The organism is Martinezella paranaensis (assembly GCF_014200235.1).
Taxonomy (GTDB): domain Bacteria; phylum Pseudomonadota; class Alphaproteobacteria; order Rhizobiales; family Rhizobiaceae; genus Rhizobium; species Rhizobium paranaense.
Window position 1 is genome coordinate 195,046 of the sequence record NZ_JACHBI010000005.1, and the last position, 22,223, is coordinate 217,268.

Below are 22,223 nucleotides of genomic sequence, written 5' to 3' on the forward strand. Positions count from 1 at the left end.
TTTGCGGTCGGGCACTGCACGACCTACGCGAATGGGCTGCCGGTCTTGGCTTCAATGCACTGTAGGTGCCGACTCTCTTTCCTGGTACTGAGGAAGACGCCAGACGGAAAAGACTGGCCGAGATTTCCGATGCCGGCGCCCCTTAAGGGGCGGTTTTGACATAGCACGGATTATACATGTTGAAGCCGCAGCCCTTTCCGACGGCTTGGGCAGGCGTAATAAAATTCTGCAACGCGATGGCTACCAGCGCAGTCGCTATTACAGGCAAAATCGTCTTCGTATACTTATCCATGAAAGCCGCCAATATACAACCTATGCGGATATATCTAGTCCGATTCTTGTGCGGTTGCGAGAGGTGATATGGATGCGTATCGAAATCTGCGGTGTGCCGAGCTGACGAAGAAATTTGACGCCCAGACTTGCTGTCCGGAAATCAGAACCGATCGTGCTCGTAGACCACTTCAGCCCAGGTTCCTGTCGCCGTCGACTCCAGGCAAGCATCGATGAAGGCCAGACCGTCGACGCCGGTCCAGGCATTGGGCGTTAGGTGGGCCAGCGGATCGGGCTCGGCGCCGGCAATGCGGGCGGCTACCAGCTCGGCGAAATCTGTGTAGATATTGGCGAAGGCTTCGAAGAAGGCTTCAGGATGGCCGGTGGGGAGGCGGGTGCCTCGCTGGGCGTGCGGGTGCAGGCTCGGCAGGCCGCGTGTGCGTAGCTCGTCGGCGCGGTTCAGCCGCATGACACGCAGATCGTTGGCCTCGGCCTGGTTCCAGGAGATGCCGCCGTCTTCGCCATAAGCCTCGATGCTGACGACATTCTGCGCGCCGGTTGCCACCTTGCTCACCAGCATCTGGCCCCGCGTGCCGTCATCGAACTTCAGGATCACTTGCGCGGTGTCATGTGCCATGCGGCCGGGCAGCGATGGGCCGACATCCGCAAGAACAGCGGCAATGCGGCGCCCGCAAACAAAGCTCATCAATTGATGCGCATGCACGCCGATATCACCAAGCACATGGCTCTTGCCGCCTTTGGCCGCATCGAGCCGCCATTTGGTGCGTGGCGCCATCTTATCCGGCTCGGCCTCGACGGGTCGGCTAAGCGAGCCTTGCACGTAGCGGACATTGACGAGACGGAGAGCGCCGATTTCGCCACTGGTGACGGTGGCGCGCGCCTCGCGCACCATGGGATAGCCGGAGTAGTTATGGGTGAGCGACAGGATACGGCCGCGGTCATGCGCCTTGCGGGCGAGCGCCAGCGCGCTGTCGTAGTCGTTGGTCAGCGGCTTGTCGCAGATGACGTCAAGACCGGCGTCGAGCGCGGCCGCAGCGTATTCATAATGGCTGTCGTTCGGCGTCATGATGGCGACGGCGTCGATGCCGTCGGCCCGCACGGTTTCGGCTTCGATCATGCTTGCGACGTCTACATAACCGCGCTTGATGCCGAAGGCATGGGCGGAGTTGAGCGACCGCTCCGGATCGGAGGAAAAGACGCCGGCAACGAGATCGAAGCAATCGTCGAGGCGGGCGGCCGTGCGATGTACCGGACCAATAAGCGAGCCCTGTGCGCCGCCGATCAGGCCGAGCCGCACTCGCCTGCCGAGAAGTTTGAAAACCACAGCCTGCGACATGTAACCCGCCTTTCGTACTGACCGATGAGAGAAATGAAATAGCGCGATCCTAACACCAGCACAGCGCCACGCTCGACATTTCGCATATGGCGCGCAAAGGAAATGCATTGAGATTAGTGCCTAACCGACGACCCAAGAGTGCTTGCACGCGCATTCGGCAGCGGGCATTGTCGCGCGGACGATATAAAGCGAAGGGATTTGTCCAGCATGCAGGGATCGGCGATAGGGCGTGGCTTGCGGCGTGATGCAGGTCAGCGGGTGACGTTGCGCACGGTCGCAACCGCACTTGGCCTGTCGATCACCACGGTCAGCCGCGCCTTGAAGGAAGGCCCTGAAGTCAGTCGCGAAACGATCGAGCTGGTGAAACGGGTCGCCGGCGAACTCGGCTATCGCCCAAATCTCGGCGGCCTCAATCTTCGGACCGGCAAGACCCATGCGATCGGCATCGTGCTGCCTTTTGAGCGCGAAGGCGAGATGAACATCGTCGTCGCATCGCTTGTGGAAGGCGTGTCGCGCCATATGAAGAGCTGCGGCTACCGGACCACCGTGGTGCCGCAGCTACAGGCGGATGACCCTTTGGCGACGGTTCGCGATCTCGTCGAAGAGGGCTCCGTCGACGGCATCATCATCACCCATACGAGACCGCAGGACGACCGCGTCAAATATTTGCTGGAGGTCAGCACGCCCTTCGTCACCTTTGGGCGCACCGAGCTCCTAAGCGTCCACCCTAGCGTCGACCTCGATCATGAGACGATCGGTGCGGAAGCGGCGCGGTTGCTTCTTGATGCCGGCCATCGCCGGCCCCTCTTGATCGCGCCGTCCAGCCAGTTCACCTACAGCCTGCAATTCGTCAAAGGCTGGAGCAAAACGTTTACGTCGCGCAATCTCCCCGTTCCTGATGAACTCATCCATTTTGCCGCAACGACGCCGGACAGCGGCGAGGAGCTGGCCAAAAATATCGCCGCCTGGCATCCGGAGGCGACCGGCGCCTTCGTCGCCAGTGAAGAAGCCGCTCTCGGTTTCCTCGCCGGGCTGCGCAAGGCCGGCCGGCATACGGGCAAGGATTTCGGATTGGTCACCTATGGCGGTACGCGATTGCACGATTTCTTCAATCCGCCGCTCAGTGCCTTTTTTTATTCCAATTATATCATCGGGGAGCGCCTGGCCTCCCTCTTGCTCCGCGCGATTGGCGGCGACGATCCTAGCGACCTGCGCGAACTCGTCCGTGCCGAATTCGTAGATCACGACAGTCAGGCGCTCTCTTCGTAATTTCAATTCGCTTCGCAACGTCAAGTTATCCGTCGAAGCTATTCGTAACGTTATTATTTCAGATAATGCCGCAAAATCCCAAGGTAATGCCTTGAAAGTGGCTGCTTGACAGGATTGCGCTTATCTATCATTCGTAACGTTACGTATTGCCGATCGGAGGGGTTTGAGGCTCTGTGCGGCAGGCAATGTCAGCAGAGAACGGAGCCTCGTATCTCGCAGGCGACCGCATACCATGGGAGGATGCCGTGGGCACAGGCTCGCTTTTCTTCGGATCTCCAATCTGGACGTTCAACTGGAACCCGCCTTATGAGGCGCCGCTGAGGCGGCTTGCGCGGAGCGGCTGCAAGGGTTTCGAGCTCACCGCCTGGTCGGTCGATATGTTGGACTATTATAGCCCGGCGACGATCCGCGGTCTGAAGGAGATTGCTGAGGGCGAGGGACTGGCGCTCACCAATTTCTTCTTCAATCTGCCCTTTAGCCGTCAGACGGGCGCCGCCTTCTCCACCGTCGATCTCGACGGCTACAAGCGCGGCATCGATGTCGCGGTCGAGATCGGCGCGCCGATCATGACCAGCATGACGCCCTATCCATTCCAATCCGACGTCAAGCCGATCCTGCAGCGGCCGATCTCGCAGGAGTGGACGGCCGCCGTCGAGCCGCAATGGAACTGGTCGGCGGAATATAACGTCGTCGTCGATGGTTTCGCCAAGGCATGCGAAATTGCGGGCTCGGCCGGGTTGCGCGTCGCCATCGAGCCCCATCCCTATCGCTGGGTCAGCTCCGGCCAGGGCATGCTCCGGCTGATCGAGCGCACCGGTGCTTCGAACCTGGGCCTGAACTTCGACCCCAGCCATCTCTTCCCGGCCGGCGACATGCCGCATTATGTCGTGCTGGCGCTTGGCGACCGCATCTTCAACACGCATTTCTCCGACAATGAAGGCCATACCAATGCCCACTGGCGTCCGGGCCGCGGCAAGATCGACTGGAAGGCGATCTTCTCCGCTCTGCGGGCGATCGGCTATTCCGGCCCGATCACGCTGGAGCTGGAGGATGCGCCCGGCGCGTCGCACTGGACGCACTTCCGCGAGGCGACGCCCGAATTCGATCAGGAGATGCGGCGTGGCATGAGCTATCTGCGCGACGCCGCTGCTGAACTCAACATCATCATCTCTTAGAGGCCATATTCATGAGCACCGCACCCATGAAAGTCGGCATCGTCGGCGCCGGCAATATCAGCGCCACCTATGTCGCTACCCTGCACATGTTCGATTTCATCCGCGTCAAGTCGATCTATGACCTCTATGAGGAGCCGGCAAAAAAGCTCGCCGCCCAATTCGGCATCGCGGTCGTCTCGCTGGATACCATGCTTGCCGACCCGGAAATCGGTTTGATCATCAACTTGACGACACCGGTTTCGCATTATTCGATCAGCAAGAAGGCGCTTCTCGCCGGCAAGCATGTCTATTCGGAAAAGCCGCTTGGCATCAGCATGGCGGAGGCCGAAGACCTGATGTCGGTCGCTCGTGCCGGCGACCTGCGTCTCGGCTGCGCGCCCGACACGTTCCTCGGCGGCGGGCATCAATTGGCGCGCCGGCTATATGATGAAGGCCGTATCGGCAAGGCGGTGTCGGCCACGGCCATGTTGCTTCTCCCCGGCCACGAGCACTGGCATCCGAACCCGGCCTTCTTTTATGGCCGTGGCGGCGGCCCCATGCTCGATGTTGGTCCCTATTACGTCACCAATCTCATCGCGTTGCTTGGTCCGGTGCGCGAAGTCTTCGGCACCGCCAAGATCACCCGCATCGAACGCACGGTGAAGACCGATCCGCGCCGAGGTGAGACGATCAAGGTGATGGTGCCGACGCATCTGACTGGCGTTATGGAGTTTCACAACGGTGCGACGATCACCATTGCCACGAGCTTCGATGTCATCAAGCATAAGCACAATCAGATCGAGATTTACGGCTCCGAAGGAAGCATGGTAACACCGGACCCGAACAACTTTGCCGGCAAAGTTGAAATATTCCGCGATGGCGGTGAGGATTGGGAAGAAATCCCGGTCGATCATCCCTACACGGAAGGTGTGCCGGGCCATCTGGGCCTGCGTGGTTTGGGCGCGGCCGAAATGGTAGATTCCCTTCGCGCAGGGCGCCAGCATCGCGTATCCTCGGAGCTCGCCTTCCACGCGCTGGAGGTGATGATGGCCTTCGAACGTTCGGCACAGTCGCGCAAGGCGGTTGCAATTCGCAGCAGTTGTGGCCGGCCAGATCCGATCCCGCGCACAATTAATGAGGGACGTTTCGCATAGGCTGCGTTATAGAGAGTTAGGAGAATTGGCAGTCCTTCCAGACTGCATGCTTGACGAAGGGGCGATGTCGAGGAAGCATTGCCCGTTCGCCGCAGGGAATGGAGGCCCGGCGGCGCAATCTTGGAGGACGACAGCATTCGGCAGCCGATGTCTTCGGACGGCGGCGGCTGAAATACAGGTGTTCAGAAGAACGCCATCAAAAGAGGAGGAGCATATGCGTGGATTGTTAATGGCATTGGTTGGCGCCACGGCGCTGATCGCAGTCGGCGTTACCGGCGCTCAGGCTGAGGGGAAGAGAGCCGAGGTCCTGCACTGGTGGACGTCCGGTGGCGAAGCTGCCGCCGTGCGCGAACTGGCCAATGCATTCAACGCCGCCGGTGGCCAATGGGTGGACACCGCGATCGCAGGGTCCGGCTCGACCGCACGTCCGATCGGCATCAATCGCATCATCGGCGGCAACCCGCCGACAGCTATGCAGTTCAACACCGGCACGCAAATGAACGATCTGGCTCAGCAGGGCCTGCTGCGTACGCTCGACGATCTCGCCAAGGAACAGGACTGGAAATCGGCACTGACGCCGGCCTTCTACAATGCTATCCAGTATCAAGGTCATATTTACGGCGCACCGATCAACGACCATGGCCAGAACTGGATCTTCTATTCCAAGGCCGTCTTCCAGAAAGCCGGTGTGACCGAAGAGCCGAAAACCTGGGATGAGATGTTTGCCGCTCTCGACAAGATCAAAGCCGCTGGCCTGATCCCTGTCGCCGTCGGCGGTCAGCCCTGGCAGCTTCAGTCGATGTTCAACTCCATCCTGCTCGGGGAGGGCGGTAAGGAGCTTTACAGCAAGGTCTGGAAGGATCTCGATACCGACGCCGTCAAGTCCGACAAGTTCAAGCACGTAGCGGAAGTCTTCGCCAAGCTGCGCAACTATCAGGACCCGGGCAGCCCGAACCGCGACTGGAACGTGGCGACCGGCATGCTGATCGACGGCAAGGCCGGCATCCAGTTCATGGGCGACTGGGCGAAGGGTGAATTCATCCATGCCAACATGGTCGCCGACAAGGATTTCGGCTGCATCCTCGGACCGGGTGAATCCAACTTCATGATGGGCGGCGATATCTTCGTCTTCCCGGTCCTGAAGGACAAGACGGCGACCGATGCACAGACGCTGCTGGCAACGGTCATCATGTCCAAGGAAGGCCAGCTCGCCTTCAATTCCAAGAAGGGCTCCGTGCCGGTCCGCCTCGACGTTGATACGTCGAAGCTTGACGCCTGCGCCCAGAAGGGCCTGACCGCGCTCAAGGATCCGACCCGTCAGATCCTTGCGCCGGACGTGCTCACGGCTCAGGACATCGTTCAGACCGAACAGGACCTCGTTGCCCAGTATTGGACGACCCCGAGCATGACAGCCGACCAGTTCGCAACCCAGTTCGCACAGGTCATCGAGCAGGCGAAGTAAGCCTCATCCGACATCCATGCGGCGGCAGGGCCTACCTGCCGCCGGTTTCCATGAATGAGGAGGAGCTGACGCCATGAGTACCCCCGAAACTGCTGCCGGAGCCATTGCTGGGGCCGGCGCCGGGACGACTGCCACTAGGAAGAAGCGGCATCTTTCCGCCTATGTTGCCCTGTTTCCAGCCTTTATCATCGTCCTGCTCGCCTATGTCGTGACGGTTGTCTGGAACATCTGGATATCGTTCACCGACAGCAAGGTGCTGCCGGTCAACATCTTTGTCGGCACCAAGCAGTACGAACGACTGTTCACGACGGCGCGCTGGCTGCTATCCCTGCAGAACGTTGTCGTCTTCGGCGTACTCTTCATCGCCGGCTGCCTGATCCTTGGCTTTCTTCTGGCCGTCGCGCTCGATCAGAAAGTCCGGTTCGAAAATACGTTCCGAACGATCTTTCTCTATCCCTTCGCAATGTCCTTCATCGTTACCGGGCTTGTCTGGCAGTGGATCATGAACCCGACGCTCGGCCTGCAGAAGGTCGCCGACAGCATCGGGTTCACCTGGATTCGTTTCGACTGGATCGTCCAAAGCGATCTCGCGCTCTACGTCATCGTGCTTGCCGGCATTTGGCAGTCGTCCGGACTGGTGATGGCGATCATGCTGGCGGGATTGCGCGGCGTCGATCGCGAGCTCTGGAAGGCAACACGCATCGACGGCGTGCCGGCATGGCGCGTCTATCTCCACATCGTCATTCCGATCCTGAGGCCGACCATCATCACCGCCAGCGTGCTTCTGGCGATCGCCGTGGTCAGGGTCTACGAGCTGGTGCTGGCGACCACCGGCGGCGGGCCTGGGATATCGACCGAGGTGCCGGGAAAATTCATCATGGATTACCTCTTCGGCCGCGGCAATATCGGTCTCGCGACCGGGGCCTCGACCGTGATGTTCATCACCGTGGTCATCCTGGTCACGCCGTGGCTCTACTACGAATATTTCCGTGAAAAACCGAGGGGGAACTGATGACAATGCCTTCTTCCGTCGCAGTCGCTGCGGGTGGGCCGACCGGGCGTAAGCCGCAGCATCTATCTCCGGCGCGCATCGGCCTTTACGCTTTCCTCGTCATCGCGGCTCTGTTCTTCCTGCTGCCGCTTTATGTGATGATCGTCACCTCCCTGAAATCCATGCCGGAAATCCGCCAAGGCAATATCTTCGCCTTTCCGCAGGTCTGGACAGGCGAAGCCTGGGTGCAGGCGTGGAGCACGGCTTGCACCGGTCTCGAATGCGGCGGCATCAGCGTCGGTTTCTGGAATTCGGTGAAGATCCTGATCCCGAGCATGATACTCTCCATTTTCATCTCGTCGCTGACCGGCTATGCGCTGTCCTTCTGGCGGGTGAAGGGGGCCAATGTTCTCTTCGCCGTCCTGCTGCTCGGCGCCTTCATTCCCTATCAGGTGTTCATCTATCCGCTGGTGCTCATCTACCGCGGCGTCGGTATCTATTCGACGCTGCCCTGCATCATCATCACCCACACGGTCTTCGGCCTGCCGGTGCTGACGCTGCTGTTCCGCAATTATTATTCCAGCCTGCCGATGGAGTTGTTCAAGGCAGCACGCGTCGACGGCGCCGGATTGTGGCAGATCTTCTTCCGGCTGATGATCCCCATGTCGATCCCGATCCTGGTGGTGGCGGCCATCCTGCAGGTGACCGGCATCTGGAACGACTTCCTCTTCGGCGTGGTCTTCGCCGGGCGGGAAAACTTCCCGATGACGGTTCAGCTCAACAACATCGTCAACTCCACCCAAGGCGAGAAGCTCTACAACGTCAACATGGCGGCAACCATCCTTACGGCCCTGGTTCCGCTGATCGTCTATTTCGGTTCGGGTCGCTGGTTCGTGCGCGGCATTACCGCCGGCGCAGTCAAGGGATAATCCATGGCCAATGTTTCCATTCGCGAACTTGCAATCGATTTCGGCAGCGTCAGCGTTCTGAAATCGTTGAATCTTGAAATCCAGTCGGGCGAGTTCATCGTTCTCCTCGGGCCGTCCGGCTGCGGCAAGTCTACGTTGCTCAACGCTATCGCCGGTCTTACCGACATCAGCGGCGGCCAGGTCTGGATTGGCGACCGGAACGTCACCTGGGAGGAGCCAAAGGACCGCGGCATCGGCATGGTGTTCCAGTCCTATGCGCTCTATCCGACGATGACGGTCGAGGGGAATCTTTCCTTCGGGTTGCGCATCGCCGGCATGCCCAAGGACGAGATCGCCGAGCGCGTTAATCGCGCCGTGCAGATCCTGCAGATCGATCCGCTGCGCAAACGACGGCCGGGCGAACTTTCGGGCGGCCAACGCCAGCGCGTCGCCATCGGCCGCGCCCTGGTGCGCGATGTCGATGTTTTCCTGTTCGATGAACCGCTCTCCAACCTCGACGCCAAACTCCGCACCGAGCTGCGTGTCGAGCTGAAGCGTCTGCATGCTGGGCTCGGCTCGACCATGATCTACGTCACACACGACCAGATCGAAGCGCTGACGCTCGCCGATCGCATCGCTGTCATGAGCGGCGGCGTTATCCAGCAGTTTGCCGCGCCGAAGGAAATCTATCGTCGCCCGGTCAACCGTTTTGTCGCCGGTTTCGTCGGCTCGCCGTCCATGAACTTCCTGTCGGGGCTGGTGGCGAGTAATGGCGGGACACCCGCGTTCATATTGCCCGATGGACGCAAGATCGACCTGAATGGCTATGAATTCTCGGGCACCCCGGGCGACGGCCGGCCCGCAACGCTCGGTGTGCGGCCGGAACAGATTCAATTCACCGCTGCTAACGGTCGCATGTCCAGCTTGCCGGCAACCTTCAGCATCGTCGAACCCATGGGCTCGGACAATCTGGTCTGGGGTCAGATCGGCAAGGAAACCATGTCGGTACGCATCGATGCCGATGAGGAGGTCGCGCTGGAGAGCGAGCAGCCGGTCTACTTCCAGCCGGCGCTCGCGTCCCTGTTTGGCGAGGATGGTCAGCGTCTATGAGATCAAACCGCGCCGCGCGTTCGATGAAGGCGCAGCGCGGTCTTCATGCCTTGACTTCGAAGACCATGTTGAACGGCGTTTCGGTCGCCTTGCGGAAATGCGAATAGCCCGCATCCATGGCAACTTTGCGCAGCTTCAACTCGCCGGCTTGCGCCCCCAAACCCAGCCCGACTTCCTGCGACAATGAAGCCGGTGTGCAGATCATCGTCGAGGCGCCGTAGAAGACACGGCCGACCGGATTGAGATTGTCCTTCAGGCAATCATGCGCAAAAGGCTCGACGATCATCCAGGTGCCGTCGTCGGCAAGACTTTCCCTGACATGCTTGCCGGCGCCGACGGGATCGCCCATGTCGTGCAGGCAATCGAACATCGCCACGAGATCATAGCCGGCAGCCGGGAAATCCTTGGCTGACGCCTGCTCGAAGGTGATGCGGCCGGCAACGCCTGCCTCCTGCGCCGCAGCTTTCGCCCGCTCAATGGAGGGGAGGTGGTAGTCGAAGCCGAAGAAGGTCGAGTTTGGATAGGCCTGAGCCATCAGGATGGTCGAGGCGCCATGACCGCAACCGACGTCGGCAACAGCCGCACCGGCTTGAAGCTTTTCATGCATGCCCTCCAGCGCTGGTATCCATTCCGAAATGAGATGGCTGTTATAACCAGGGCGGAAGAAACGTTCTGTGCCGCGGAACAGGCAGGCGCTGTGTTCATGCCAGCCCAGCCCGCCTCCTGTCTTGAAAGCATTGGCAATTTTCGGCTCGTCCATCCACATGGATTGCACGACATCGAAGGCACCGTTGAAGAAGGCGGGGCTGTTTTCTTCGGCAAATACCATGGCCTGCTCGGGCGTCAGGTAGAAGCGTTCGGTCTTGTCGTCATAGCTGACGTATTCGGCCGCGGCCTGTGCCGACAGCCATTCGCGCACATAACGCTCTTTTACGCCAACCTTGTCGGCCAGTTCCGTCGACGTCATCGGCGTCCCGTCCGCCATGGCCTTGAACAGACCCAAATGGTCTCCGAGCGTCACCAACACACCCGAGACCGCCGCGCCGACGTCGCCGACAAGGCGTCCAACAAGGGCGTCGAGTTTTTGCATATCAGGTTCGCGCATGACATCCTCCTCCCATCGGAACCGATGCAGCGTTCCGTTCCGATATATTCGAAAGCCGGAAGATACTCCCGGCCGTAGGGGGAGGCAATGATACGACCGGGCTAAGCATGCTTCATGCTGCGCCCGGAAGAAAGCGTAACCTATTGAGATAAAGCTGTATTTTCTAGAATCTATGTCACGCCTCAGCCGACGCGGGCGAGCTCTTTTTCCAGAACCGAGAGCAAGCGCGGATCGTCTGCCGTAACGTCAGGTGCGAAGCGGGCGGCAACCTTGCCATCCCGGCCGATCAGGAATTTTTCGAAGTTCCAGACGATGCCGCCACCCTGTCCGGTTTCGAGGCCGTGTTTTGCCAGGCGTTCCCGCATCGGCCCGTCACCGGTCGTCTCGACGCCGGAGGCGATCAGGCTGTTGTAGAGCGGATGCCGCTCTTCGCCGGTCACCGCAATCTTGGAGAACATCGGGAACTGCACGTCATAGGTCAACGTGCAGAAGTTCAGGATTTCGTCATTCGTGCCCGGCTCCTGGCCCTTGAAATCATTGGCAGGAAAGCCGGCAATGACGAGACCGTCGTCGCGCTTGTCTTCGTAGAGCTTTTCCAGCCCTTCATATTGCACCGTCAGGCCGCATTTGGAGGCGACGTTGACGACCATGATGACCTTGCCGCGAAAATCGGCAAGTGTCGTCTCGCTGCCATCGATCCGCTTTACGGGAATATCGAGCACGGTGTCAGTCATCACAATCACTCCAAATCATCTTGAAAACAGGTCGCTGATATCAACGTGCGAAGCGGTTGAAGTCAACCGCACGATTGCGTGACGCGGCTTCGCGACAATCAGCGGCGGCGTGCCGAACGGGCTGAAATCGCTACCTCGGGCGTGAAGGCAAAATCCTTGTCGAAGGGATAGGTCAGCTTCAGTTTGCGCAGACGCGGCAGGCGCTCGACGAACTGGTCGACGACCCCAGGCGAGAGTGCCATCAGGTTCGGATTGGCGATCGGAGCAAGTTCCGGAGAAAGATAGCCGGACTTCACGACGATGATCTTGGCACGATGCGGATCGAGGCCGAGACGCGTGAAATCGGCGATGTTGTGATAGGGGCGGCGTTTTGCCGACAGCACGAGATCGATGCCACCAATTGAGACGACCGCCTGTTTGTCCGTGACGTCGTCGGTCTGCAACAGGAACTTGACGGTGAAGGCAGCGGTCACGGGTTTACTGCCTTTGGCGTCCAGTGATGCGCCGACGTTAAGGTCGGGTCTGGCGCCGACGCCGGCTGCATAGCAGGCTTCGGTTGCTGCCTTATCGGCGATGCCGGCGAAAATAACGCCGGTGGCGCCGCGGGCAATCAGTTCCGCCAGCACATCGGCGCGGTCGCCGACGCCACCGCCGGTCGGGTTGTCGCCGGATTCCGCTAACACAACCGGCGCCGTCGGGCTGGCGATCGCCTTGGCGACGCACTCCTCGATCGAGCCGGTCTCACAGCCGAAGACGAAATCCTCACGAACATCCCAATAGGCCTGCGCCAGGCGTTTTGCCTCGCGTTCGAGAACGGCGCGGTCCGTGCCGGTCATGATTGCGGCCGCCGTCGCGCGCGGCTCGTCGGCCCAGACATAGCCGACCATCAGCGAGGCATCCCACGCGCCCTCGATGGCATCGATGCCGGGCAGCAGGTCGTAAAGGCTCTTTGCGGGCTCGTCGACCGTGCTGGTGCGCTCGCCGGGCAGCACGACGGGGATCGGCGCCCAGAGCAGGATCGGCTTCACGCCGGTCTTCAGGCTGTGGGTAAGCATCGTCACCGCGCGGCGCATCGTTTCCTCGACGTCGATGTGCGGCGCGGTGCGATAGGTGGAATACATGTCCAGAGCATCGATGATGCGCTGGGTGACATTGCCATGCAGATCGTAGCTCGCCGAAAGTATGCAGTCGTCTCCGACAAGCTTGCGGGCCGCATTGATCCAATCGCCCTCCGCGTCCTCCATGCCCTCCACATACATCGCCCCGTGCATGGCGAGATAGAGACCATCGAGCGGCAGTAGCGGCTTCAGCCGTTCCAGGAACTCCGCCTTGAAGGCTTCATAGGTGTGGCGGGCGACCGGGCCGCCGGCGATGGCCCGAGCGTGGATCGTCGGCAGGAATTCGGCATCATAGTCTTTGAGGAACGCGAAATAGGGTGCGGCCGTCAGCTCCTCGCCACGTACGACGCGGAAATCCTTTTCTTCGTTCAGGACCGGATTGTACGTGCTGCATTCGATGTGAATGCCACCGACGGCGATGCGCATGGAAAACCTCAATTCGGATTGGGACCAATCAGGAAATTATGGGCGGCAATGCTGGCCGCACCCCGAGCCCAGATGTCGCCGTCGACGCGTTGCGTGCGGATCGGCGTCTGGCCGGCATAGCGTGGCAATACGTTGGCTTCGATCGCCTGCTGCACGACGGTCCCGAACAATCCGTCGAAACTACCTTCGACATGGGTGATCAGGATCATGCCGGGATCGTTGAACTGGATGAGATGAGCGATCGCCAGGCCAAGGGCGCCGCCGGCCCGATGCAGGATACGGATCGCGACAGCGTTGCCGACGGATGCCTCTTCCTCCAGCTCGGAGAGGGAGGTGCAGGAAAGCCCTCCGGCCTTGGACATTTCCTTGATCGCCTTTATCGAGGCGATGGTATCGAGGCAGCCGCGCTTGCCGCAGCGGCAGGGCGAGCCGTTGGGTTCGATGGTGCAATGGGCAATTTCGCCGGCGCCGCCGTGATTGCCGCGATAGAGCTTGCCGCGGATGAAATGGGCGCAGCCAATACCGTCGCCAAAGGAGACGACGCTGAAATTCCGGATGTCGCGGGCGATGCCGAACAGCTTTTCGCTGACGGCTACTGCCTTGGCATCATTCTCGATGAAGGTCTCGATGCCGGTCTTTTGTCGAATGATCTTGGCAAGCGGCATGTCCTGCCAGCCGAGCAGGGTGGATTGCACGCAATTTGCCTGCTTCTCGTCGACGAAACCGGAGAGCGCTACGCCTAAGCCGGACAATTTCTTCGCCGCTTCCAGCCGCCCGGCAAGCAGTTTAGGAAGCGCCTCTGCAATCAGGCTCGCTATGACATCCGGATCGCGGGACAGCGGCATGTTCTCGCGGGCGATGATCTTGCCGTTGAGATCACTGAGCACCATTGGCGCCGGATCTTCAAGCAATGAGATGCCGACAAAGAAGGCCCCTTCAGGATGTAGATCAAGCAATATCGACGGCCGGCCCTGGCCATAGACCATTTCGGTTTCGTGCAAGATGCCAAGCGTGATAAGGTCGCGGGCGATACCGCTCATCGCCGCCTTGCTGAGCCCCATCGATTCAGCAAGAACCGTCCGGCTAAGCGGGCCGGATTCGCTGATAACGCGCAGAAGCTGTCGCTGCGAAGAGCTGAGCAATTGATGTTCCGCCTGGGTATTTGCTTCTTATTTTTTCTTGACGATAAGTTTAGTGAATAAACAAATCAACTGCAGTAAATTAGAAAAATGACCTAAGTCCATTGGCGGATATGGCAGAGCGCAATGGCGGAACGGCACGGTGCCTTGCAAACCGGGGCAATCGGGAACGAGGCATGCTCTTGTTAAACGGTTGACACATGCTGGCATAAGTATGCAATGCTTACTATAATGATTCAGCAGGCCAACGCCCCTGTAGTTGTTTGATCCTTCGACGTTGATCCCAAAATTTATCGTTCGCCCATGGCCGTCTCGACGGCCCGCGCGCGTTTGCTGCCAGGCGGAACAGTCAGAAAGGAATGTCATGTCCAGTACGGCCGATCGCTCAAGACGTCCGTTGGTCATCGTCTCGATCATGCTCGCGACCTTCATGGTGGCGGTCGAGGCGACGATCGTTGCCACCGCCATGCCACGCATCGTCGGCCAACTCGGCGGTTTCACCTACTATAGCTGGGTTTTCTCCGCATTCCTCCTGGCACAGTCCACAACGACCGTGATCTACGGCAAACTGTCGGACATCTTCGGCCGCAAACCGATCCTGATCGGCGGCATTCTGATCTTCCTCGTCGGTTCGGCGCTGGCGGGCTTTGCCTGGTCGATGACCTCGCTGATCGCCTTTCGGCTGCTACAGGGCCTCGGTGCCGGTGCCATTCAGCCGGTAACGATGACCGTGGTCGGCGATCTCTACAAGCTGGAGGAGCGCGCCAAGGTGCAAGGCGTGCTCGCCAGCGTCTGGGCGGTGTCGGCCGTTATCGGCCCGCTTGCCGGCGGCATCATCGTCGACAACGTCTCCTGGGCCTGGATCTTCTGGATCAATCTGCCGTTCGGCGTGCTGACCATCATCGGCTTCACGCTCTTCTTGCATGAGCAGATCACGCCGCGCGAGGCGAAGATCGACTATCTCGGTACGATCCTGTTTTCGATATCGATCATCTCATTGCTGGTGATCCTCACCGAAACCAACTCAGGCTTCGGCATCCTCGGCCCGCTCGCAATCGTCTTCGTCGTCACCGGCGTACTCTTCCTCCTGCAAGAGCGACGTGCGCCGGAGCCGATCATCTCGATCGAACTCTGGGGCCGGCGGCTGGTGGCAACCAGCAATGCGGCCACACTTCTGGCCGGCATGGCGCTGATCGGGCTGACGACCATCCTGCCAATCTACGTACAAGGCGTGCTCGGCCGCTCGCCGTTGGTGGCCGGTTTCACGCTGACGATGCTGATCGTCGGCTGGCCGTTGGCGGTGATGCTGTCGAGCCGGTTCTTCCGCACTTTCGGTATTCGCAGAACGCTGCGCGTCGGCAGCTTCATGTTCCCCTTCGGCTCGGCCTTCCTTTTATTCCTGACGCCGGAGAGCAGCCCGGTTCTGGCCGGCATCGGCTCTTTCCTAATGGGTTTCGGCATGGGGCTTATCAGCCTCACCAGCATCGTGCTCGTGCAGGAAAGCGTGGAATGGTCGATGCGCGGCAGCGCCACGGCGTCGATCATCTTTTCGCGCAGTCTCGGCAATACGCTCGGCGCGACCGCCCTGGGCGCCGTGCTGAATATCGGTATCCTCCATTTCGGCAGCGGCGATCTGGCCGCCAAGCTGCATGACGTGCTGAACCAGCCGACGGGACTTTCCGATCTTGCCAGCGACCCGGCCATCCGTGGCGTCTTCGATGCAGCTCTGCACTGGAGCTTCTGGGGCGTCGTCGTGGTCGCGATCCTGACATTTGCGACCACCTGGCTCATTCCCGTGGCCCACGATGCCGGGCGCAGGCAACTACCGAAAACGGATGCGCAGGAGGCGGCGACACACTAGCTCCTGTCGTCCTGCTGCCTCAGAAATCGTAGCGATCGATGCGCCAGGCGTCAAGCAGGCGGTGCGACGCTTTGAGCGCCGCATCGGGATCGCGGGCGACGATCGCGTCTAGGACGTCCTTATGATAGGGCAGGGAGCGCTTCTGGCCTTCCGCCACTTCGTCATGGCTCTCGAGAGCGCGGTTGGCGTAGATTGCGACGGCGATCAGATCGATGAGCTGCGCATAGACCATGTTGCGGGTGGCGGCGAAGATCGCGGTATGAAAGCGCAGGTCGGCATCGGCATTGGTGTTGACGTCGCCGATGGTGGAAACCATGTCGTCATAGGCCGAGGCGATGGCGGCGAGATCCTCGTCGGTACCGCGCACGGCGGCTCGCGCCGTCGCTTCCGGCTCCACCACCCGCCGGAGATCCTTGATCGAGCGCATGATCTCCACCGAAGGGCCGGTCTCGTAGTGCCAGACCATGACGTCGGTATCGAGATGATGCCAGTTGGAGCGTTCCTTGACGCGCGTGCCGACGCGGGTCTTGATCTCCACCAATCCCTTGCCGGCCAGGCATTTCATCGCCTCGCGGATCACGGTGCGGCTGATGCCGAACTGTTCCACCAGGTCCGGTTCGTTCGGAAGTGTCGAGCCGACGGGATAATTGCCGCCAACGATGCGGCGGCCGAGTTCATGCACGAAATAGCCGAAGACGCCCCGCCGCGGGATCGTACCGTATTTGCGCACATAGGCATCGAATGGCGACTGCGTCACGATCAGTTTCGTTTCCGGGCTCAGCCGAGAGGCAGTCGTTGCGCCAATGCCATATTTCATTATCCGGGACTCTCATTCCTGTTGAGGGGCCGATACGAGTGAAATCTTCAGCTTATGACGGGCTCTTGAAGACTTCATGCTGATATTCTTGGTTTGCTCGTAGCGGGTCCATAATTGGTCGATGTCGATTCAGTCGTTCTTATCGCGCCATATCTCGACCGGATGACTCTACCATGTCTTGCGTGCGCATGCCTACTAGAGCCAAATCGAGCGGTTTGTTCGGTAAAAACGAACTGAAATCAGGCTCTGGATAGAGTGGGAAGCTTTGCTCGGGCTGACCGCCTGTGCCAGTGTCGAACTGCCGGGCAGCAGATCCAGATCAAGTTCTGATCGGGTCATTAAGCGAAACGTGATCACTTCCTCGAATGGTAGGACGATTTCCGTCTATCGGAAATGGTTCCGAACCGTTTAGATGGCGTGGATTGAAAGGCGGATTCGGAGCAATTTGTGAATGACTGATATTTCCGCGCGCAAACGAGGGCAGGGGGCGCAGGCTTCCAGCTCGCGGCCGTTGCAGATTGCGCTGCTCGTGGCTGGCGCTTTTTTCATGGAAAACCTGGACGGCACCGTCATCGCCACCGCCTTGCCACAGATGGCCGTTTCCTTCGGCGCCCGTCCTGTTGATCTCAACATCGGCATGAGCGCCTATCTGCTGACGCTCGGCGTCTTCATTCCGATCAGCGGTTGGATCAGTGACCGGTTCGGCGCCCGCCTGGTCTTCACCACCGCTGTCGTCATCTTCACGTTGGCTTCCGTTCTCTGCGGCTTTGCCGATGGTGTCGGCTCCTTTGTCGCCATGCGCATCCTGCAAGGCATCGGCGGGGCAATGATGGTGCCGGTCGGCCGCCTCCTGGTTCTCAACAATACGCCGAAGGATCGGTTGATCTCGGCAATCGCGACCATCACTTGGCCGGCGCTCGTAGCACCCATTCTGGGGCCGCCGCTCGGCGGTTTCATCACCGATCATGCGAGCTGGCGCTGGATCTTCTTCCTCAATCTGCCGCTCGGCATCGTGGCGTTCATCTTTGCCCTCATGCTGATCCCGGAAACCAAGGCTGCCGCCCGGCCTCCCTTCGATTGGACGGGTTTCGTCATCAGCGGCTTCGGGCTCGCAAGCCTCATGTATGGTCTGGAGCTGATCGGCCGTCCCGATCCGGTTTGGCTGGAAGCCTGGGGTTATGTTGCCGTCGGTGGCGTGTTGCTTGCGGGCGCCACCTTCCATTTTCTGCGAACCGATCATCCGCTGATCGATCTCGTGGGGCTGAAACAACAGACTTTCGCCATCACCATCTCGGGCGGCTCGCTGTTTCGCATTGCCATCGGTGCCGTGCCTTTCCTGCTGCCACTGATGTTCCAGGTCGGCTTCGGGCTCAGCGCCTTTCATGCCGGCATGCTGACTCTGGCGGTCTTTGCCGGCAATCTGGCAATGAAGCCGGGCACGACGCCGATCCTCAGGCGCTTCGGTTTCAAGCCTGTGCTGGTGGTCAACGGCATCCTCAATGCTATTTTGATCGCCGCCTGTGCGCTATTTTCGGCCGATACGCCGCTCTGGTTCATCATCCCGGTGCTGTTCATCGGCGGCATGTGCCGCTCGATGCATTTCACAGCGCTGAACACCATCGCCTTTGCCGATATCCCACCGCAGCAGATGACAGGCGCGAATACGCTGTTCAGCACGGCCTTTCAGGTGACCATGGGGATGGGGATCGCAGTCGGTGCCATCGGCATCCGCATCGGCCAAGCCGTCAGCGCGCCGCTCAGCATAGACGGCATCACCGCGATCGAGTTTCGCCTGGCTTTCGTGATGCTCGGTATTATCGCGCTGCTTGCCGTTCTCGACTGCCTGCCACTCGATGCGAAGGCCGGCGACAATGTCTCGCGCAAGCCGAAGCCGGACACGAAAAAGGCGGCCTGAACAGTCGCCTTGGCAGAAGAGGGCAGGTGGAATGCATCGCCGCTCGGCGGCTCAATAAGGATAGTGGATAAGGTTATAGCGCAAGAGTACGGCAGGCACTGCGATCAAAAGGAGAAGAAACACTGCTATGCTTGCGGCACGCAACATCTTCAAGCGGCGCGTGCGCTGACCGGTCCAGTCATATACCATTTACACGTCCTCCCGTTCCGTGGGTGCTAAAAGGCAATAAAATCAAACTCTAGTCAATACTCATAATAGAATGACCTTTAACAAGTGCTAGCTAATGCATTGGATTGGTGAGGAGTTCGCGCTGTGTGGAGCGGTCTGCTCCTTGTTTTGTAGAAACATCGTTTTGCGACGGAGGGCATGGCTATATAACGGGTGAGGGTGTCCCTGCGGCTGTGCGGGGCGGGAATTTTCTGTCCGAATAGAGGAAAGACGTGATGAGCAAGGTGCGTGCCCTGGTACTGGAGCGTCAGCATGAGCTGGCGCTACGCGATATCGACCTGCCGCAAGAGGTCGGGCAGGGGGAAGTGAAGATCAAGATTCATACGGTCGGCGTCTGTGGCTCGGATGTGCATTATTATACGCACGGGCGCATCGGCCCCTTTATCGTGAATGCGCCGATGGTGCTCGGCCATGAGGCGGCCGGCACGGTCGTGGAAGTCGGTGCCGGTGTCACACATTTGAAGGTCGGCGATCGCGTGTGCATGGAACCCGGTATTCCCGACCCCAATTCCAAGGCCAGCCGCCTTGGCATGTACAATATCGATCCTGCCGTGACTTTCTGGGCGACGCCGCCGATCCATGGCGTGCTGACGCCCTTCGTCGTGCATCCGGCCAATTACACCTTCAAGCTGCCGGACAATGTCAGCTTTGCCGAAGGCGCGATGGTCGAGCCTTTTGCGGTCGGCATGCAGGCTGCCACGAAGGCGAAGATCACGCCGGGCGATACCGCCGTCGTGCTTGGCGCCGGCCCGATCGGCACCATGGTTGCCATTGCCGCCCTTGCAGGCGGCTGCGCCCGCGCCATCGTTGCCGACCTTGCCCAGCCGAAGCTCGATATCGCCGCTCAGTATCAGGGCGTGATCCCGGTCAATATCCGCGAGAAGAACCTGATCGAAGAGGTCAGGCATCTGACGGATGGCTGGGGCGCCGATGTTGTGTTCGAATGCTCCGGCTCGTCGAAGGCCTGGGAAACGGTGATGGAACTGCCGCGTCCCGGCGGGGTCATCGTCGCCGTCGGCCTGCCGGTGGCGCCTGTTGGTTTCGATGTCTCGACGGCATCGACCAAGGAAATCCGCATCGAGACCGTCTTCCGTTACGCGCATCAATATGAGCGCTCCATCGCGCTGATCGCGTCCGGCCGTGTCGATCTGAAGCCACTGATCTCCGAAACCTTCAAATTCGAGCAGTCGATCGAAGCCTTCGACCGGGCCGTGGAAGCACGACCGAGCGACGTCAAGCTGCAGATCGTCCTGGATCAGTAAGCACCTGCTTTCGCCGCCGCGCCTGGTAAATGGCGCGGCAGGTTGCTTTTCTAACGTCGGATGCTTTTGTCTGAAAACACAGTCCGCCTTTCGGGATCGCATCCGGATCGGTAGACGTTCCCGCAAAAGCAATGGTAGCTTAGTATCGATCTGAGGGAACGAGGCGGTAACGCCGGAAAACGGGAAGGGCCGCCGTGCCGCACGACGTCGCATTGATAGCACTGATTGCCGCCGGTTTCGTGTTTGCGGCCATTTTCGGCTATCTCGCCGACAGGCTGCATCTGCCGCCGCTGGTCGGATACCTCGTTGCCGGTGTCATGATCGGCTCGTCGACGCCGGGTTTTGTCGCCGATACCGCGCTCGCGTCACAGCTTGCCGAGATTGGCGTCATTCTCCTCATGTTCGGCGTCGGTCTGCATTTTTCGGCGGCTGATCTGCTTGCGGTGCGCGGAGTCGCGATTCCCGGCGCCATCGGGCAAATCGCCATCGCGACCCTTTTGGGAGTTGCCCTGACCTCGCTATGGGGTTGGAGCATCGGGGCGGGCCTGGTCTTTGGCTTGAGCCTTGCGGTTGCCAGTACCGTGGTACTGCTGAAGGCGTTGGAAGAACGCAATCTGGTCAGCTCCGCCAATGGCCGCGTCGCTGTCGGCTGGCTGATCGTCGAGGATTTGGCGATGGTGCTGGCGCTCGTGTTGTTGCCGGCCTTTGCCGGCGTTCTCGGCGGCCATGACGGTGTGGGCACCCACGCGAGCAGCGGGCTGATCGGGCTGACCATCGCCATTACACTCGTCAAGGTGGCCGCTTTTGCCGCCGTCGCCATCTTTATCGGCCCGAAGGTCGTGCCCTGGCTGCTGACCTCCGTCGCCCGGACGGGCTCACGCGAGCTTTTTACCCTTTCCGTTCTGGCCATCGCGCTCGGCATCGCCTTCGGCGCAGCGGAGATATTCGGCGTTTCCTTCGCGCTCGGCGCCTTCTTCGCCGGCCTGATCATGAGCGAGTCCCATCTCAGCCATCGGGCTGCGGCCGATTCCCTGCCGTTGCAGAATGCCTTTTCGGTCTTGTTCTTCGTTTCCGTCGGCATGCTCTTCGATCCGTCGGTGCTGATACATAAACCGCTGATGGTCTTCGGGGTGCTTGCGCTCATCATTCTTGGCAAGGCGCTGATCGCGTTCTGCGTCGTGCTGCTTCTGCGTTATCCCGCCAGGATGGGTTTTGCCGTCGCCGCGGGACTTGCGCAGATCGGCGAGTTTTCCTTCATCCTGGCCGGCCTCGGTGTCTCGCTGGGCCTCTTGCCGCGTGAAGGGCAGGATCTGATCCTTGCCGGCGCCATTTTGTCGATCACAGTCAACCCGCTGGTTTTTATCGGCGTCGAGCGGTTGGAGAAATTGGCCTTTTCACGGTGGCCGGTGCGCATGGCCGGCTATGGTGCGGCCAAGCACGATCGCCTTTGCCGCGACCTGGCTGTCATCAGCCTGCAGCGCGAGGAGAGGGACCGTCAGCATCACCTGGAGATCGAGCAATTGATCGACACGTTTCCGATGTTTGCCGAGCTCGATGAGAGCGCCCAAGAGGAACTTCTGCTGCTCTTCCGGCCAAGATCGGCATCGCCGGGCGATCGCGTCATCCGCACCGGCGACCGGGGCGACAGCATGTATTTCATCGCATCCGGTGCTGTCGAGGTGCAGCTTGAAGACGACGAGATTCCGCTCGGCGCCGGCGCTTTCTTCGGCGAAATAGCCGTGTTGACGGGCGCGCGCCGCACCGCCGACGTGGTGGCTGTCGATTTCTGTCAGTTCCTGGTTCTGGAGCGCCGCGACTTCAATCTCTTCATGTCCCGCCATCCTACTCTACGCGCCGCGGTCAGCAGCATGGCGCAGGAGCGGCAGGAGATGAACGTATCCCGCCAAAGGCGGGACCAATCACTCGACGCGAGTTGATCCCTT

17 protein-coding genes are annotated in these 22,223 nt (G+C 60.2%); 11 read left to right on the forward strand and 6 right to left on the reverse strand.

Going from position 1 to position 22,223, the window contains the following annotated elements; genetic code table 11:
* Positions 1 to 433: 433 nt before the first annotated feature.
* On the reverse strand, positions 434 to 1,627 hold the full coding sequence (locus GGD50_RS14620) for a Gfo/Idh/MocA family protein (RefSeq protein WP_183938072.1): 1,194 nt from the start codon (positions 1,625 to 1,627) through the stop codon (positions 434 to 436).
* 207 nt (positions 1,628 to 1,834) lie between these two features.
* On the opposite strand from GGD50_RS14620, the gene GGD50_RS14625 reads away from it, so the two are divergent.
* The 7 genes from GGD50_RS14625 to GGD50_RS14655 all read left to right on the forward strand — a co-directional run bounded on the left by GGD50_RS14625 (position 1,835) and on the right by GGD50_RS14655 (position 9,675).
* Complete coding sequence (locus tag GGD50_RS14625) at positions 1,835 to 2,896, forward strand: LacI family transcriptional regulator (RefSeq protein WP_183938073.1); 1,062 nt, start codon at positions 1,835 to 1,837, stop codon at positions 2,894 to 2,896.
* Between the two features lie 245 nt (positions 2,897 to 3,141).
* Positions 3,142 to 4,071: a TIM barrel protein gene (locus GGD50_RS14630; RefSeq protein WP_183938074.1), complete on the forward strand. Its 930-nt coding sequence runs from the start codon at positions 3,142 to 3,144 to the stop codon at positions 4,069 to 4,071.
* Positions 4,072 to 4,082: 11 nt separating this feature from the next.
* Positions 4,083 to 5,204 (forward strand): Gfo/Idh/MocA family protein, encoded by a 1,122-nt coding sequence (locus GGD50_RS14635; protein WP_183938075.1) that lies wholly within the window; start codon positions 4,083 to 4,085, stop codon positions 5,202 to 5,204.
* 214 nt (positions 5,205 to 5,418) lie between these two features.
* A complete protein-coding gene (locus tag GGD50_RS14640) occupies positions 5,419 to 6,666 on the forward strand; it encodes an ABC transporter substrate-binding protein (protein WP_183938076.1) in 1,248 nt (415 codons plus the stop codon).
* Positions 6,667 to 6,739: 73 nt separating this feature from the next.
* Positions 6,740 to 7,678: a carbohydrate ABC transporter permease gene (locus GGD50_RS14645; protein WP_183938077.1), complete on the forward strand. Its 939-nt coding sequence runs from the start codon at positions 6,740 to 6,742 to the stop codon at positions 7,676 to 7,678.
* Positions 7,678 to 8,586, forward strand: a complete 909-nt coding sequence (locus tag GGD50_RS14650; protein WP_183938078.1) for a carbohydrate ABC transporter permease — start codon at positions 7,678 to 7,680, stop codon at positions 8,584 to 8,586. Before GGD50_RS14645 ends, GGD50_RS14650 begins: the two co-directional genes overlap by 1 nt.
* A 3-nt stretch (positions 8,587 to 8,589) precedes the next feature.
* Positions 8,590 to 9,675, forward strand: coding sequence for an ABC transporter ATP-binding protein (locus GGD50_RS14655; protein ID WP_183938079.1), 1,086 nt, complete (start codon positions 8,590 to 8,592; stop codon positions 9,673 to 9,675).
* A 43-nt stretch (positions 9,676 to 9,718) separates the two neighbouring features.
* Here GGD50_RS14655 and GGD50_RS14660 read toward each other — a convergent pair whose 3' ends face one another.
* From GGD50_RS14660 to GGD50_RS14675, 4 genes are all read right to left on the reverse strand, one after another.
* Entirely contained in the window at positions 9,719 to 10,780 is a 1,062-nt protein-coding gene (locus tag GGD50_RS14660; protein WP_183938080.1) for a class I SAM-dependent methyltransferase, read from the reverse strand.
* A gap of 182 nt (positions 10,781 to 10,962) precedes the next feature.
* The gene (locus GGD50_RS14665) at positions 10,963 to 11,514 is read right to left on the reverse strand and encodes a glutathione peroxidase (RefSeq protein ID WP_183938081.1); all 552 of its coding nucleotides are present in this window, start codon (positions 11,512 to 11,514) and stop codon (positions 10,963 to 10,965) included.
* A gap of 98 nt (positions 11,515 to 11,612) precedes the next feature.
* Complete coding sequence (locus GGD50_RS14670; RefSeq protein WP_183938082.1) at positions 11,613 to 13,058, reverse strand: M81 family metallopeptidase; 1,446 nt, start codon at positions 13,056 to 13,058, stop codon at positions 11,613 to 11,615.
* Between the two features lie 8 nt (positions 13,059 to 13,066).
* Complete coding sequence (locus GGD50_RS14675; protein WP_183938083.1) at positions 13,067 to 14,200, reverse strand: ROK family transcriptional regulator; 1,134 nt, start codon at positions 14,198 to 14,200, stop codon at positions 13,067 to 13,069.
* 361 nt (positions 14,201 to 14,561) lie between these two features.
* Between GGD50_RS14675 and GGD50_RS14680 the strand changes: the two genes are divergently transcribed.
* Positions 14,562 to 16,058, forward strand: coding sequence for an MDR family MFS transporter (locus GGD50_RS14680; RefSeq protein WP_183938084.1), 1,497 nt, complete (start codon positions 14,562 to 14,564; stop codon positions 16,056 to 16,058).
* Between the two features lie 19 nt (positions 16,059 to 16,077).
* On the opposite strand, the gene GGD50_RS14685 is transcribed toward GGD50_RS14680, so the two are convergent.
* Positions 16,078 to 16,875 (reverse strand): FadR/GntR family transcriptional regulator, encoded by a 798-nt coding sequence (locus GGD50_RS14685; RefSeq protein WP_183938085.1) that lies wholly within the window; start codon positions 16,873 to 16,875, stop codon positions 16,078 to 16,080.
* Between the two features lie 451 nt (positions 16,876 to 17,326).
* On the opposite strand from GGD50_RS14685, the gene GGD50_RS14690 reads away from it, so the two are divergent.
* The 3 genes from GGD50_RS14690 (at position 17,327) to GGD50_RS14700 (ending at position 22,217) form a co-directional block, all read left to right on the forward strand.
* Positions 17,327 to 18,790 carry an MFS transporter gene (locus tag GGD50_RS14690; RefSeq protein WP_210318847.1) on the forward strand — a complete coding sequence of 488 codons (1,464 nt, stop codon included), beginning with the start codon at positions 17,327 to 17,329 and terminating at the stop codon, positions 18,788 to 18,790.
* Positions 18,791 to 19,233: 443 nt separating this feature from the next.
* The gene (locus GGD50_RS14695; RefSeq protein ID WP_183938086.1) at positions 19,234 to 20,280 is read left to right on the forward strand and encodes an NAD(P)-dependent alcohol dehydrogenase; all 1,047 of its coding nucleotides are present in this window, start codon (positions 19,234 to 19,236) and stop codon (positions 20,278 to 20,280) included.
* A gap of 194 nt (positions 20,281 to 20,474) precedes the next feature.
* Complete coding sequence (locus GGD50_RS14700) at positions 20,475 to 22,217, forward strand: cation:proton antiporter domain-containing protein (RefSeq protein ID WP_183938087.1); 1,743 nt, start codon at positions 20,475 to 20,477, stop codon at positions 22,215 to 22,217.
* The last annotated feature ends 6 nt before the right edge of the window (positions 22,218 to 22,223 follow it).

Bases quoted from the DNA above. Each gene is read 5' to 3' on its own strand.
- GGD50_RS14660 (WP_183938080.1), bottom strand. From the start codon at position 10,780: ATGCGCGAACCTGATATGCAAAAACTCGACGCCCTTGTTGGACGCCTT.
- GGD50_RS14635 (WP_183938075.1), top strand. From the start codon at position 4,083: ATGAGCACCGCACCCATGAAAGTCGGCATCGTCGGCGCCGGCAATATC.
- GGD50_RS14685 (WP_183938085.1), bottom strand. From the start codon at position 16,875: ATGAAATATGGCATTGGCGCAACGACTGCCTCTCGGCTGAGCCCGGAA.
- GGD50_RS14670 (WP_183938082.1), bottom strand. From the start codon at position 13,058: ATGCGCATCGCCGTCGGTGGCATTCACATCGAATGCAGCACGTACAAT.
- GGD50_RS14655 (WP_183938079.1), top strand. From the start codon at position 8,590: ATGGCCAATGTTTCCATTCGCGAACTTGCAATCGATTTCGGCAGCGTC.
- GGD50_RS14695 (WP_183938086.1), top strand. From the start codon at position 19,234: ATGAGCAAGGTGCGTGCCCTGGTACTGGAGCGTCAGCATGAGCTGGCG.
- GGD50_RS14620 (WP_183938072.1), bottom strand. From the start codon at position 1,627: ATGTCGCAGGCTGTGGTTTTCAAACTTCTCGGCAGGCGAGTGCGGCTC.
- GGD50_RS14690 (WP_210318847.1), top strand. From the start codon at position 17,327: ATGACTGATATTTCCGCGCGCAAACGAGGGCAGGGGGCGCAGGCTTCC.
- GGD50_RS14680 (WP_183938084.1), top strand. From the start codon at position 14,562: ATGTCCAGTACGGCCGATCGCTCAAGACGTCCGTTGGTCATCGTCTCG.
- GGD50_RS14645 (WP_183938077.1), top strand. From the start codon at position 6,740: ATGAGTACCCCCGAAACTGCTGCCGGAGCCATTGCTGGGGCCGGCGCC.
- GGD50_RS14625 (WP_183938073.1), top strand. From the start codon at position 1,835: ATGCAGGGATCGGCGATAGGGCGTGGCTTGCGGCGTGATGCAGGTCAG.
- GGD50_RS14665 (WP_183938081.1), bottom strand. From the start codon at position 11,514: ATGACTGACACCGTGCTCGATATTCCCGTAAAGCGGATCGATGGCAGC.
- GGD50_RS14650 (WP_183938078.1), top strand. From the start codon at position 7,678: ATGACAATGCCTTCTTCCGTCGCAGTCGCTGCGGGTGGGCCGACCGGG.
- GGD50_RS14640 (WP_183938076.1), top strand. From the start codon at position 5,419: ATGCGTGGATTGTTAATGGCATTGGTTGGCGCCACGGCGCTGATCGCA.